The sequence below is a fragment of the Kurthia huakuii LAM0618 genome, from assembly GCF_000505545.1.
GTDB classification, from domain to species: Bacteria; Bacillota; Bacilli; order Bacillales_A; family Planococcaceae; genus Kurthia; species Kurthia huakuii.
The window spans coordinates 23,527-36,921 of the sequence record NZ_AYTB01000007.1 but is presented as its reverse complement, the minus strand read 5'-3'; the positions used below and the strand labels follow the sequence as shown (position 1 = coordinate 36,921).

Genomic DNA, 13,395 nt, shown 5'->3' with positions numbered 1-13,395 from the left:
GTACGCATACGATTCGCACAAAAAAAGAACGTACATTCGCTTTTGGAAGAAAGAAAAAACCTTCTACTTATCAGAAGGTTTTCGATGTTGCTTATTTAAATCTTCGGCCATTTTTTTATTCATGCGCTTTTCGGCATATTTACCGCCACCCCACATGAGCACAATCAACAACACGACAATAACGGTGCGCTCTGGCTGTGTAATCAATGCGCGCAAATCGGAGCCAATCCAGCTAATCACAAGCAATTGAACGACTTTTGCGAGCATGATTGTAATGAAATAATGCTTCTTTTTTAATTTCGATAATCCAGCGACAACATTGACGACCGATGTAGGTGTAAACGGAAAACATAACAACACAAACAACGGCGTAAAGCCATGATATTCAACCCAGGTAATTAATTTGGTGATGGCCTTGCGCTCGGTAATAAAACGAAAAATTTTCGCGCGGCCAAATTTTCGCACGAGTAAAAAGACGCAATACGCTCCGGCAACGGACCCTGTCCACGATAATAAAAAGCCAATCCACAGGCCATATGCAGACGCATTCGCCACAACAAATGCGGCGAGTGGTAATACCGGTAAAAATGCTTCTAAAAACGGGAATACGAATGCCAAAATCATACCGATTAATTGATGTTGTTGGGCAATGGCCTGAAAATTTTCAACTGTTAACCACGCTGGCATAGCCCTGCCCCCTTTGTTCGCAACCTTTTCTAATAGAGCGTTTGATTCCGTGAAAAGTTGCCGTCTTTACGATTATTATAACGAAAAAAAAAGAAAGTTCTACTACTAATAGAACTTCCCTTTTTTCATCATTTCAACACGATTAAACCAATGCGGAAATGATCGTGACGGAAAATAACGTGCTGACGAATACGAATTTCCTTTTGTGCATCGAGTACTTCAATACGACAATGTGCCGCATTAATTTGTAGCGCTTCATAGAGCTCTGTTTCCGTTTTCACTGGGATGCCATTGACGCGGCGAATAATCTCGCCAACTTCAATGCCCATCGCTTCAGCAGGTGACTCAGGTAACACCGCGGCGACGACAACCCCTTCATTTTGAGGTGTCACCGCAAACGCTCCCTTGCGCTCACGAATCGAATAAATAATCGAAATGAGTGCGCGGCCAACGAATGCTACAGCAACGGCGGCGATGCCCATGATCGGGAAGAAAATCGCCAACACGGCTTCAATCAATACGAGCACACCGAGCAATTGAATCGTGGCACCAACTTGCGGGTAAAATGCCTTTGGTAACATTTTGCGCGCGCGTTGTTGGAAACCGATAACTACCGGGAATAACACAACGCCGTATGTCTCGCCACCTAATGACAGCTGCGGCCAAAACGGTGCCCATTCGGGAATCGCGCCACCCGGAATAAAGAATACGACCGGCAAAATCCATAAACGTTTCGCTAAGTAAGTCACGGCACGCAACCCACGCGCTGTTGTTTGCAGACGCGGCGATGAATTGTTCGCAGCGTATTTACGCACAAGTTGCCCTTCAACGACAAGCAGCAATGCAATAAGAAGCGGTACGGCAATTAATAAATGTTTGTGCATGATTGTCGCATCAAATTCAACGCCTAAAATCGACCATGACCAATCGTACATATACGTTAGCCAAATGGCCGCAAATGCGAGCGCAAACGCGTACGCAGCAGATGCTAAATGATAGTAAAACGACACGATACTAACAAGCATCACAATCGTCACAAGCACTATGTATTCAACTGGTAAGACAATCCCTAAAGCGATGCTGATGAGCGACAACATAAGCGCCAGCATCCAACCTTCTTTTAATAAATAAACGGCTTCGTACATGCCCCAATGAATACGCCGATTAAACGATTTTCGTTCATTAATCACACGGCGATAGCCTATAAGCACACAAAATAAAATCGCTACATAGAGCAACGGATTCATAAAAAGTCGTCCGATTCCTTTTAATAGCTCAATTACGATATCCAGTGTGATTCACCTCGTTCCAATGTTAATTATTAACTGTTTCTATTGTAACAAAGTGAATCCTTTTAGGCGAACGAACTTAGCGCATTTCATTAAATATCTGCTTTAGTTGTGCACCACTCACACCGCCCTCTACCTTTTGACGGATAACGCCGTCTGCATCAATAAAATACGATGTCGGAATGACGCCAACTTGATACGTTTTATTGACGTCATCCATCGCATCAATGACCGTCGTAAATGACATGTCATAGGTTGCGATAAATTTTTCAACCGCGGCAGTACTTGATTCTGTCGATACAAGATTGACCGATAAAATTTCGATATCTTGCTGCTTATTCGCCTGATAAAAGTCGACCATCTCCGGCGTCTCTTTAATGCACGGCGGACACCACGTTGCCCAAAAGTTAATCATGACGCGCTTGCCTTTATAATCACTTAATTTCACAGCCTCGCCATCAAGCGTATGAAGCTCAAAATCCGGCGCCTTATCGCCAATTTTAATGCCTTCCGTTACTTGATGGTCGTTCGTGAACACATTGTACGCTGCAATGCCAATCAATACGATGACAAGCACGATACCTAGCCATTTTTTCATGTTTGCCCACATCCTTTCGTCCATTTTAGCATGTCGCAGTACAAAAAAAGAGAATGCCACGTAATTGACATTCCCACTTCATCATTATTTCACAGTTAAATATTTGCGTACCGACATCGCACTACCAAACACGCCGATAATAATGCCCATTAGCACTAATACCGCAATTAATAGCGCTAATAAATTCGCCGGCGCAACGAAGCTAAACACTTCATTTTGAACGAGTGGCGAGAGGTTATGATAGACGCTCACATAGCCAATTGACATGGCTACAACCGGCAATAGCGCGCCTAGTAAGCCTAGCCACATGCCTTCTAACATAAAAGGGATGCGCACGTAGTTGTTTGTCGCACCAACAAGTTTCATAATCTCGATTTCATGTTGGCGCGCCGCAATCGTTAGCTTAATCGTATTCGAAATTAAGAACACGGCAATTAATACAAGGACGATACTAAACACGATCCCGATCGTTCGCGTCGTATCAACGACATCAAACAATTGCTCGATTTGACCTTTGCCATACAACACGTCATCGGTTCCTTTTAGCGCATCGATTTGGCCGGCGACTGCCGCTGTTTTTTGCGGCTCGCTCGCTTTGACATACAACACATTATGTAATGGATTTTCTTGGTCAAACAAGCTCAAATCTTCGCCAAAGTCAGCGACAACTTTTTTTAATTCATCGTCTTTTGACACATAGCGTACTTCTGCTACATTCGGCAGCTTTTTCACTTTTTGCGTGAGTTCTAGCGCCTTACTTTCATTCATTGTTGTGCTAATTAACACTTTTATTTCAACGTCATTTTCAAAATCAGAAGCGATTTTATTGACGTTTAAAATGACCGCGATAAAGACCCCAACAAGTAATAATGTCACGGTCACCGCACCGATTGCGGCGAGCGACATCCAGCGATTGCGCCACATCGACGTCAAGCTATCGCGCACATGCCGGTTCCACGTTTTAATAGCCATCGTAGCCACCTCCACGCTGGTCATTTACAAGACGTCCTTTGTCAATACGCAACACGCGATGGCGCATTCTATCAACGACTTCGCGGTTATGTGTCGCCATAATAATCGTTGTGCCTTGTGCGTTAATCGCTTCAAATACTTTCATAATCTCCCACGTTGTTTCCGGGTCTAAATTCCCCGTTGGTTCATCAGCAATAACAATTTGCGGTTGATTGACGATCGAGCGTGCAATGGCAACGCGTTGCTGCTCGCCGCCTGATAGCTCATGCGGAAAGCGCTTTGCTTTTGTCGCTAGACCAACGAGTTTCAGCACAGCAATAACGCGCTGCTTAATAAATTTCGTATCTTTCTCAATAACTTCCAGTGCATACGCAATATTTTCATAAACATTTTTTTTCGGCAATAATTTATAATCTTGAAAGACGACACCGAGTTGGCGGCGTAAAAAAGGTACTTTGCGCGCCGGCAGCTTCGTAATATCAACATCGTTGACGATTACTTTACCGGCTGATGCGCGCTCCTCTGCATATAACATTTTAATAAATGTCGATTTTCCGGCGCCACTTGGTCCGACTACATAAACAAATTCTCCTTGTGCAATCGACACATTCAACCCTTGCAGTGCCTTGTTGCCACCTGGATACTTTTTGACAACGTGCTTCATTTCAATCATCGTGTCGTTCCACCTTTATACTATTCTCTGCTAGTTATAATACCACAATTTACGGCGTCATCTCGTCAAAAAAACGAGGCTGGGACATCAGATGAGCATAAGAAAAACCGGAATCGCGCTGTGGCGCGGTTCCGGTTTTTTGTGGCAAACGCTAAAAAAGGAACATGAACTGTTTTGTAAAAGCTTCTTCTAAAAATATTATTTATAACGCGTAACGCACAACTACTGTACCGGTACGTGCTTCCGCTTCTAGCATTAGTGGCGCATTGTCATCCACTTTTTTCTCAAAGCGTACAGATTTCGCTAAAAATTGGTCTTGTGATTGCAACAATTGCACATCATGTAATTGAATATCAATTTTACCAAAGTTTGAAATCGCTTCGCCGCGAATTCCAACTGTATCCGGCACTTGTACGTCAATTTTGCCTGCTGTCGTTTGCGCTTTAATTTTTTCAGCGTGCGGGTCGGTCGTTTTGACGTTAATGGTGCCATTTGCTGAACGCGCTTCGATTTCACGGAATGCCCCTTCAATTGCGACTAAGCCATTGATTGTTTCAGCCTCAATTTCCGTTGCTGCAACACCGCGCACTTCGATCGCACCGTTTGACGTTTCGACCTCTACTTTACGGAACGTCGCACGCTCAACATTAATTTTGCCATTCATCGTTTGAACATCTAGTTCATCGGCATTAATATTCGCCAATGTAAAGCCACCGTTGAATAATTCGGCATTAATTTTTTGATACGTTGCTGCTGGTAAATACAATGTCGTATTCACATGGAAGCCGCGATTATCACTCGTAATGCGCGCGGTACCATTGTCATTTGTCACCGTAAAGTGTTTTAAAAAGTCCGCTTCAACATCTTCACTGCGCACGATAAACGTTGGCGCAACCGCTACTTCAACATACGCTGTGCCATTCGTTGATTGGACTAATTCTAAATGGCCGTTTGGAATTTTGACGCTAACATCATGAATTGATGCAGCGCCTAAATCAAAGCGATGCGTGAAGCTACGTTTTTCACCAGTAATATCCATATCGCGTACTTTTGAAAACGTATTTGTTAAAATATCCATAAACTTCGTACTAAATTGTGTGAAGTCTTGCTTTAAATCATCGATAAACTCTTTATCCGTTTTTTCATCATAGTGCTTGTGATCGAAATAATCATCGCCCTTTGGTTCATCGTGCTGTGGTTGCTCTTGTGGCGCTTCTTTTTCAGTCGTTTGTTGCTTGTTCAATGATGCTTGTGGAATGTCAGAAGGTGGTGTCGCGTGCCCTGATTTCTCGTCAGCGATTTTTTCCAGTAAATCTAGTGCTTCTGCTGCAGAAATAACACCCTTCTCAACCAAATCCAAAATACGTTTACGTTCATCTTGCATACGAAAACAGCTCCTTTAAAAGTTAGTACTACTATTTACGAATTTCTTATTAAAAAGTTTCACTCCATGCGAATTTTCTTGACGACGTCGGCAATTTTTTCAGCATCTAACGCCACTGCATTGTCATATTCAATGACAACATTTTGCTCAAATAGCTCGCCATCTGCATACACCGGAAAGCGCGTAGCAACATATTCAGCCCAATTCATCGCCGCGTACAATGTCGGGTTATGCGCGGCTAATTGCGCGCGCTCCATCTCCACGGGTAACGTCACTTCTACGTGCGCGACTTTTAATTCCGTGCGCTCGACAATATGCGCATCACTATAATATGTCGATAATTCAAGCACCGTATCGAGGCCAACTTCCTCATGATCTAATACAATCGTCCGCAGCGCGGCAACTGCCTTGTCGGTTTCTAAACGCTTTTTCATGACCGTTTGAAAATCATGGCCATGCAACTCCTTCGCTGTCAGCACTTCATCCATTAAACGCTCAATTGTCGCTGGTCCATTAAGAAACGCGGCGCCCATAGCACGCGCTATCGCCTTGGCGACCGTTGTTTTGCCAACACTCGCATACCCTGAAACTATAACTAACATGTTCATCACTCCAAAAAAGAGAGCCTGCCGCTGCAAGCTCTCGTCATTACATTATTTATCGGTTGCTTCGGCCAATTTTGAGGCCATACGCGCACGTTCACGCACTAAAATTGGTTTCAAATATTGTCCGGTATACGAACCTTCTACATCCGCCACTTCTTCCGGTGTACCGGTTGCGACAATTTCGCCACCGCGGAAACCACCTTCTGGCCCTAAGTCGATAATATGGTCAACCGCTTTAATGACATCTAGATTATGTTCAATCACTAGCACCGTATCGCCATTTTCAACAAGGCGCTGTAGCACATCAAGCAGACGCGCAATATCGTCAACATGTAGCCCGGTTGTCGGTTCATCTAAAATGTAAATCGACTTCCCAGTTGAACGCTTATGAAGTTCCGACGCCAATTTTACACGCTGCGCCTCACCACCTGATAACGTTGTTGCCGGTTGCCCTAATTTCATATAGCCAAGACCAACATCGACTAATGTTTGCAGTTTACGATGGATCTTCGGAATGTTTTTGAAAAATTCCGTCCCGTCTTCAATCGTCATATTAAGCACATCGGCAATGCTGTTGTCTTTATATTTCACTTCTAATGTTTCGCGGTTGTAGCGCTTACCATGACACACTTCGCATGGCACATAAACATCTGGCAAGAAGTGCATTTCGATTTTAATAATGCCATCACCTTTACAAGCTTCACAGCGCCCGCCTTTAACATTGAAGCTAAAGCGTCCTTTTTTATAGCCGCGCACTTTTGCTTCGTTCGTCGTCGCATACACATCGCGAATATCGTCAAACACGCCGGTGTACGTCGCTGGATTCGAGCGTGGTGTACGGCCAATTGGCGATTGGTCAATATCGATTACTTTTTCAAGTTGCTCGATTCCTTCTACACTTTTCGCATGACCTGGTTTGGATTTAGCACGATTCATTTTTTGCGCAAGCGTTTTATAAAGCACTTCATTAATCAACGTACTTTTCCCAGAACCCGACACGCCTGTAACCGCTGTAAAAACGCCAATCGGAATCTCAACCGTGACATTTTTTAAATTATTTTCAGTAGCGCCACTAATTTTCAGCACGCGCCCGTCGCCTTGACGTCGCGTAACAGGTAGTGGAATAAATTTGTCGCCACTTAAATAACGTCCGGTAATCGACTGTTTATTGTTCATGACTTCTTGCGGTGTGCCGGCCGCAATAATTTCACCACCGTGGTCCCCCGCGCCTGGGCCAACATCGATTAAATAATCAGCCGCAAGCATCGTGTCTTCATCATGCTCGACGACAATTAACGTATTGCCGAGGTCGCGCATCGATTTGAGCGTGCCAATTAAGCGCTCGTTATCGCGCTGATGTAGACCGATTGATGGTTCATCTAAAATGTAGAGCACACCCGTTAAGCGCGAACCGATTTGTGTCGCTAAACGAATGCGCTGCGCTTCACCGCCCGACAATGTACCGGATGCACGGTTTAGCGTTAAATAATCTAAGCCGACATTATTTAAAAAGGACAGACGTTCATGAATTTCACGCAGCACAAGGCGCGCAATTTGAAAGTCTTTTTCTGATAGCTCTAAACCGTCGAAGAATGCTTGTGCCTGTTGAATCGAGTATTGCGTCACTTCGCCGACATGCTTGCCGTCAATTTTCACGGCCAAGGTTTCCGGTTTCAAACGGTGTCCATGACAGCTCGGACATGGCAGTTCCGTCATATATTTTTCCATTTGCTCGCGAATCCAATCGGAATTTGTTTCATGATAGCGGCGGTCTACATTCGGCAGTACTCCTTCAAATGGCGCTGTTTTTTCGCGTGTATTGCCAAACTCATTCGTGTACACAAAATGAATGTCTGTATCACCTGAGCCATTCAAAATAATATCCATTTGCTCGTCCGGCAACTCTTTTACCGGCGTATCCATATCGATTTCGAACGTGTCACACACCGTTTTAAGGAGCGTTGGATAATATGCCGAACTCGTCGGAATCCACGGCACAATCGCATTGTCATTCAATGATAAATCCCAATTCGGAATGACAAGCTCTTTATCCACTTTGAGCTGTGCACCTAAGCCGTCACACGTCGGACAAGCTCCAAATGGACTATTAAATGAAAACATGCGCGGTTCAAGTTCACCGATTGAAAAGCCACAAATCGGACAGGCATGATGCTCGCTAAACAGTAATTCTTCGACACCCATCACATCGACTTTCACGCGTCCTTCAGCAAGGCGTAGCGCTGTTTCTAATGAGTCGCTTAACCGCGCTTCGACACCTTCTTTGACGATGACGCGGTCAATTACTGCATCGATATCATGTTTTTTATTTTTCTCAAGTTCAATCGCATCGTCTAAATCGCGCACTTCTCCGTCAACACGTACGCGAACGAAGCCTTGCTTTTTCAAATCGTCCAAAATTTTCACATGCTGTCCCTTGCGTCCCGATACAATCGGCGCAAGTAGCTGCAGCTTTGTGCGCTCTGGATATTCCATAATGCGGTCTACCATTTGCTCGACCGTTTGCGACGTAATCTCGATGCCATCATTTGGACAAATTGGCTTGCCGACACGCGCGAATAATAGGCGCAAGTAATCGTAAATTTCCGTTACGGTCCCGACTGTCGAACGCGGATTTTTACTTGTCGTTTTTTGGTCAATTGAAATGGCTGGTGATAAGCCTTCAATTAAATCTACATCAGGTTTATCCATTTGCCCTAAAAACTGACGCGCATAAGCAGATAGCGACTCGACATAACGACGTTGCCCCTCTGCATAAATCGTATCAAATGCGAGCGATGATTTTCCTGACCCTGACAAGCCCGTCATGACAACTAATTGGTCGCGTGGAATTGTCACATCAATATTTTTTAAATTATTTGCACGTGCCCCTTGCACGACAATCTCTGTATTTTTCAACGTTGTGTCACCCTTCCGCCTTTAGCTCTAAAATCGTATCGCGAAGCTCTGCCGCACGTTCAAAATCAAGTGCGCGCGCCGCATCGTTCATTTCTACTTCAAGCGACGCAATCAATTCGTCGCGCTCTTTTTTCGTTAACTTTTTATTGGAAACGTATTTATCGACTTCCTCAGCCACTTTCGTTGCGCGAATCGCCTCACGAATTTCCTTATGAATCGTCGTCGGTGTAATGCCATGTTTGTCGTTGTACGCCATTTGAATCGTCCGGCGACGCGTCGTTTCATCAAGCGCCTTTTGCATCGAGTCGGTCACTTTATCAGCATACATAATGACGTGACCATTCGCATTACGCGCGGCACGACCAATCGTTTGAATAAGCGCACGCTCCGAACGCAAGAACCCTTCCTTATCGGCATCTAAAATCGCAATGAGCGATACTTCAGGAATATCGAGCCCTTCACGCAGTAAATTGATGCCGACTAAGACATCGTACGTACCTAGACGCAAATCACGAATAATTTCGGTACGTTCAAGCGTTTTCACTTCGGAATGTAAATACTGCACTTTAATGCCAATTTCTTTTAAATAATCCGTTAAGTCCTCCGACATTTTTTTCGTCAGTGTCGTAATTAGGACGCGTTCTTTTTGTGCAATACGCGCTTGGATTTCATCAATTAAATCATCAATCTGCCCTTCAATTGGACGCACTTCGATTTCTGGGTCGAGTAACCCCGTTGGTCGAATAATTTGCTGTGCCATGTCTGGCGTATGCTCAAGCTCAAATGGTCCCGGCGTTGCCGATACGAAAATCGCGTTGTGAATATGTTGCTCAAATTCCTCAAAACGCAGCGGACGGTTATCCATCGCAGACGGCAAACGGAAACCGTGATCAACAAGCATTTTTTTACGCGCCTGGTCACCGTTATACATGCCGCGAACTTGCGGTAATGTCACATGACTTTCATCGATCACTAATAAAAAATCTTCAGGGAAGTAATCGAGTAATGTATACGGCGTCGCACCCGCTTCTCGCAGCGTTAAATGGCGTGAATAGTTTTCGATTCCTGAGCAAAAGCCCATCTCACGCATCATTTCCAAATCGTAATTTGTCCGTTGCTCAAGGCGCTGTGCCTCTAATAATTTACCGTCACCGCGCATCACTTCTAGTTGCTGCTCAAGCTCTATTTCGATATTTTTAATCGCCTTTTGCAACTTTTCATCGCGCGTGACGAAGTGAGATGCCGGGAAAATCGCAATATGGTCGCGGTCGCCGAGCACTTCACCTGTTAATGCATCGATTTCACGAATGCGATCAATTTCGTCGCCGAAAAACTCGACGCGTACACATTGTTCATCGCGTGACACCGGGAAAATTTCAACGACATCACCGCGCACGCGGAACTTGCCACGCGAAAAATCGATATCATTGCGTTCATATTGAATGTCGACAAGCTTACGCAGTAACTGATTGCGCTCGATTTCCATGCCTGGGCGCAGCGACAGCACCATTTCCTTGTATTCTTCCGGTGAGCCTAGACCATAAATACACGACACAGATGCAATAATAATGACATCATCGCGTTCAAATAACGACGATGTTGCCGAGTGACGCAATTTATCGATTTCATCGTTAATGCTCGCATCTTTTTCGATAAATGTGTCGGTTTGTGGTACATAGGCTTCCGGTTGATAATAGTCATAGTAACTCACAAAATATTCGACCGCATTATTCGGGAAAAACTCTTTAAATTCACTATACAACTGCCCTGCTAGCGTCTTATTATGCGCGATAATAAGCGTTGGCTTTTTCACTGCTTGAATGACATTTGATACCGTAAATGTTTTCCCGGTACCAGTCGCACCTAATAATGTTTGATAACGTTTGTTGTCATGAATACCTTGTACAAGTTCAGCAATTGCTTGTGGCTGGTCACCACTTGGCTTGTACGGCGATTGTAACTCAAAATCCATGTTCTTAACCTCCTCAGTCAAAATATCGTACGTACAGTGTACCATATTTCTTCTGAAAAAGCCGAACATACGTTTTTGACGTTCCAAAATAAAAACACCCACAATTAATGGATGTTTTTATCATTTATACGGACGCACGTAGCGCATTTAATTCAGTTGTTAATTGCATGAACAGCTCTTCATCACGAGTATCTAATGCTTCATCAATCTTTTGCATATAATATTCCTCGTATTGCTCCGCATGCACATGGTTTAAAAATAAATCTAAGTAAATGTCGTTTAGTAATTCCTTACCTTGCAACCCATGGCTTAAGTGATTTGTGTCGTTTGATTTAATAGAACGATATTCCATATGTCATCACCTCTATACCTTTTTTTCATTATATACTAGGTTCGATGCGGATTTCAACCTTAATTTTCTGAATATTTGTATAAATATAAGGTATTTTATGTAAAATAAATAAATATGTAGCATTGAAAACGCTATCATTTACGCTTTATAATAAACATAGCGACAAATAGAAAGGAGTTTTGCAATGATGAATTTGAAGATTATGGAGTTACAGCATTACACCGTTTCAAAAGAACTAATGTTATTAGAGCCTCGCCTATTGAAGGGCCAGCGCTGTACGGTCGTTCATGAACGGCATCGCAAATACGTCGTCCATGCCTCGGTGAAGCGTGTTGTATCACGCGTCTGCGCGCTATATGGTACCTCGATTCAATCCTCGACCATCTTATCAAAAGAAATTACGAAAGGCACAAAAAAACTGCCAATCGGCTTAGGTACAATCCAACCACTCATTTTAATTCCCACTGCCTCCCCGTCAAACAGCCACACACAATGGGTCGTTTTTGACGCCATCCAAAATTATGCTCCAGCTATTTTCAACGAATGTTCCATTCAACTTGCCAACGGTGAAACACATACATTAAATCTTTCCTATCACAGTTTACGCACACAAATTTCCCATGCTCACGCGATTGATAAATACTTTCGAACGTTAAATTTTGACCAACTCAACAACATGTATGCCCCGCTATTTTACGGCGAAGTCGCACTACATATGTTACTGCCGGTTGATTAATGATAAAAAGGCTTGGAACACGATTTGTCCCAAGCCTTTTTATCATGCCATTTGCATTCGTAAATACGCATTTATAAATTGATCGATATCGCCGTCCATTACCGCTTGCACATTGCCTGTTTCCACATTTGTGCGGTGATCTTTCACCATTGAATAGGGGTGGAATACATACGAGCGGATTTGGCTTGACCAACCGATTTCTTTTTGTTCCCCGCGAATTTCATCGAGATGCTCTTGCTTTTCTTCCATTTTTAATTGATACAATTTCGCTTGCAGCATACTCATCGCTTTTTCACGGTTTTTAATTTGTGAGCGCTCTGCCTGACAAGAAACGACCGTACCTGTTGGAATATGCGTAATACGCACCGCAGATTCCGTTTTGTTAATATGCTGCCCACCAGCACCCGATGCACGATACGTATCGACTTTTAAGTCCTCGGTGCGAATCTCAACAACGACTTCATCGGTAAACTCCGGCATAACATCGCATGAGACGAACGACGTATGACGGCGACCTGCTGAGTCAAATGGTGAAATACGCACAAGACGATGAACGCCTTTTTCCGCTTTAACGTAACCGTACGCATTGTGACCACGAATCGCCAGCGTCACCGATTTTAGCCCCGCTTCATCGCCGGGTAAATAATCGAGCGTTTCCACTTTGAAATCATGTTTTTCAGCCCAGCGCGTATACATGCGTAGTAGCATCGTACCCCAATCTTGAGATTCCGTACCACCAGCACCTGGATGCAGCTCTAAAATGGCATTATTTTTATCGTATGGACCACTTAATAGCATTTGCAGCTCAAACTCATCAACGCGCTTTTGGAATGCATCAAGCGCTTCAAAAGCTTCCACTAATAGCTCTTCATCCGGCTCTTCTTTTAACAATTCAAGCGTCATTTCTAAATCTTCTTGCTCTGATTCGAGCGCGTAAAATTCATTGACGACCTCTTTCAAGCCTTTTGATTCATTGATGATGCCCTGCGCTTTTTGTTGGTCATTCCAAAACGTTGGGTCGAGCATAATTTCATCCATTTCTTGAATGCGGAACTCTTTGTTTTCTAAGTCAAAGAGACCCCCTAAAGTCTTCAATTTTCGTTGCTGTGGCATCTAATGCATTGCGGATATCTGATAATTCTAGCATGTCGTTTCCTCCAGTTATTAAAATCACAAAAGGACTGTCGTGAATTGAACGCACAGTCCCATTT

At 43.8% G+C, this 13,395-nt stretch carries 12 protein-coding genes; 1 reads left to right on the top strand and 11 read right to left on the bottom strand.

Annotated features, from left to right (window positions below; all coding sequences use genetic code 11):
* Positions 1 to 63: 63 nt before the first annotated feature.
* The 10 genes from V514_RS0101985 to V514_RS0101940 all read right to left on the bottom strand — a co-directional run bounded on the left by V514_RS0101985 (position 64) and on the right by V514_RS0101940 (position 11,448).
* Positions 64 to 687: a TVP38/TMEM64 family protein gene (locus V514_RS0101985; RefSeq protein WP_029498009.1), complete on the bottom strand. Its 624-nt coding sequence runs from the start codon at positions 685 to 687 to the stop codon at positions 64 to 66.
* 128 nt (positions 688 to 815) lie between these two features.
* On the bottom strand, positions 816 to 1,934 hold the full coding sequence (locus tag V514_RS0101980) for a PDZ domain-containing protein (RefSeq protein ID WP_235073021.1): 1,119 nt from the start codon (positions 1,932 to 1,934) through the stop codon (positions 816 to 818).
* Positions 1,935 to 2,055: 121 nt separating this feature from the next.
* On the bottom strand, positions 2,056 to 2,574 hold the full coding sequence (locus V514_RS0101975) for a redoxin domain-containing protein (protein WP_029498006.1): 519 nt from the start codon (positions 2,572 to 2,574) through the stop codon (positions 2,056 to 2,058).
* An 84-nt stretch (positions 2,575 to 2,658) separates the two neighbouring features.
* Entirely contained in the window at positions 2,659 to 3,546 is an 888-nt protein-coding gene (gene ftsX, locus V514_RS0101970; protein ID WP_029498005.1) for a permease-like cell division protein FtsX, read from the bottom strand.
* Positions 3,536 to 4,219, bottom strand: coding sequence for a cell division ATP-binding protein FtsE (ftsE, locus tag V514_RS0101965; RefSeq protein WP_029498004.1), 684 nt, complete (start codon positions 4,217 to 4,219; stop codon positions 3,536 to 3,538). Before ftsE ends, ftsX begins: the two co-directional genes overlap by 11 nt.
* Positions 4,220 to 4,421: 202 nt before the next feature.
* Positions 4,422 to 5,603, bottom strand: a complete 1,182-nt coding sequence (locus tag V514_RS0101960) for a DUF4097 family beta strand repeat-containing protein (protein WP_029498003.1) — start codon at positions 5,601 to 5,603, stop codon at positions 4,422 to 4,424.
* A 59-nt stretch (positions 5,604 to 5,662) separates the two neighbouring features.
* A complete protein-coding gene (locus V514_RS0101955; protein ID WP_029498002.1) occupies positions 5,663 to 6,205 on the bottom strand; it encodes an AAA family ATPase in 543 nt (180 codons plus the stop codon).
* Between the two features lie 51 nt (positions 6,206 to 6,256).
* Positions 6,257 to 9,124 (bottom strand): excinuclease ABC subunit UvrA, encoded by a 2,868-nt coding sequence (gene uvrA / locus V514_RS0101950; RefSeq protein WP_029498001.1) that lies wholly within the window; start codon positions 9,122 to 9,124, stop codon positions 6,257 to 6,259.
* 7 nt (positions 9,125 to 9,131) lie between these two features.
* Entirely contained in the window at positions 9,132 to 11,096 is a 1,965-nt protein-coding gene (gene uvrB / locus V514_RS0101945) for an excinuclease ABC subunit UvrB (RefSeq protein WP_029498000.1), read from the bottom strand.
* A gap of 124 nt (positions 11,097 to 11,220) precedes the next feature.
* A complete protein-coding gene (locus V514_RS0101940; RefSeq protein ID WP_029497999.1) occupies positions 11,221 to 11,448 on the bottom strand; it encodes an IDEAL domain-containing protein in 228 nt (75 codons plus the stop codon).
* Positions 11,449 to 11,632: 184 nt separating this feature from the next.
* On the opposite strand from V514_RS0101940, the gene V514_RS0101935 reads away from it, so the two are divergent.
* A complete protein-coding gene (locus tag V514_RS0101935; protein WP_029497998.1) occupies positions 11,633 to 12,184 on the top strand; it encodes a competence protein ComK in 552 nt (183 codons plus the stop codon).
* Positions 12,185 to 12,226: 42 nt separating this feature from the next.
* Here V514_RS0101935 and prfB read toward each other — a convergent pair.
* Positions 12,227 to 13,331, bottom strand: a protein-coding gene (gene prfB / locus V514_RS0101930; protein ID WP_152528928.1) for a peptide chain release factor 2 whose coding sequence is annotated in 2 segments (ribosomal slippage) — positions 12,227 to 13,255 and positions 13,257 to 13,331 — 1,104 coding nt in all. Because the reading frame shifts where the segments join, the coding sequence is not laid out codon by codon here.
* Between the last annotated feature and the right edge of the window lie 64 nt (positions 13,332 to 13,395).

What these genes read in the sequence shown, in the direction of transcription:
- V514_RS0101985 (WP_029498009.1), bottom strand. Translation starts at nt 687, where the DNA reads ATGCCAGCGTGGTTAACAGTTGAAAATTTTCAGGCCATTGCCCAACAA.
- V514_RS0101980 (WP_235073021.1), bottom strand. Translation starts at nt 1,934, where the DNA reads ATGAATCCGTTGCTCTATGTAGCGATTTTATTTTGTGTGCTTATAGGC.
- V514_RS0101975 (WP_029498006.1), bottom strand. Translation starts at nt 2,574, where the DNA reads ATGAAAAAATGGCTAGGTATCGTGCTTGTCATCGTATTGATTGGCATT.
- ftsX (WP_029498005.1), bottom strand. Translation starts at nt 3,546, where the DNA reads ATGGCTATTAAAACGTGGAACCGGCATGTGCGCGATAGCTTGACGTCG.
- ftsE (WP_029498004.1), bottom strand. Translation starts at nt 4,219, where the DNA reads ATGATTGAAATGAAGCACGTTGTCAAAAAGTATCCAGGTGGCAACAAG.
- V514_RS0101960 (WP_029498003.1), bottom strand. Translation starts at nt 5,603, where the DNA reads ATGCAAGATGAACGTAAACGTATTTTGGATTTGGTTGAGAAGGGTGTT.
- V514_RS0101955 (WP_029498002.1), bottom strand. Translation starts at nt 6,205, where the DNA reads ATGTTAGTTATAGTTTCAGGGTATGCGAGTGTTGGCAAAACAACGGTC.
- uvrB (WP_029498000.1), bottom strand. Translation starts at nt 11,096, where the DNA reads ATGGATTTTGAGTTACAATCGCCGTACAAGCCAAGTGGTGACCAGCCA.
- V514_RS0101940 (WP_029497999.1), bottom strand. Translation starts at nt 11,448, where the DNA reads ATGGAATATCGTTCTATTAAATCAAACGACACAAATCACTTAAGCCAT.
- V514_RS0101935 (WP_029497998.1), top strand. Translation starts at nt 11,633, where the DNA reads ATGATGAATTTGAAGATTATGGAGTTACAGCATTACACCGTTTCAAAA.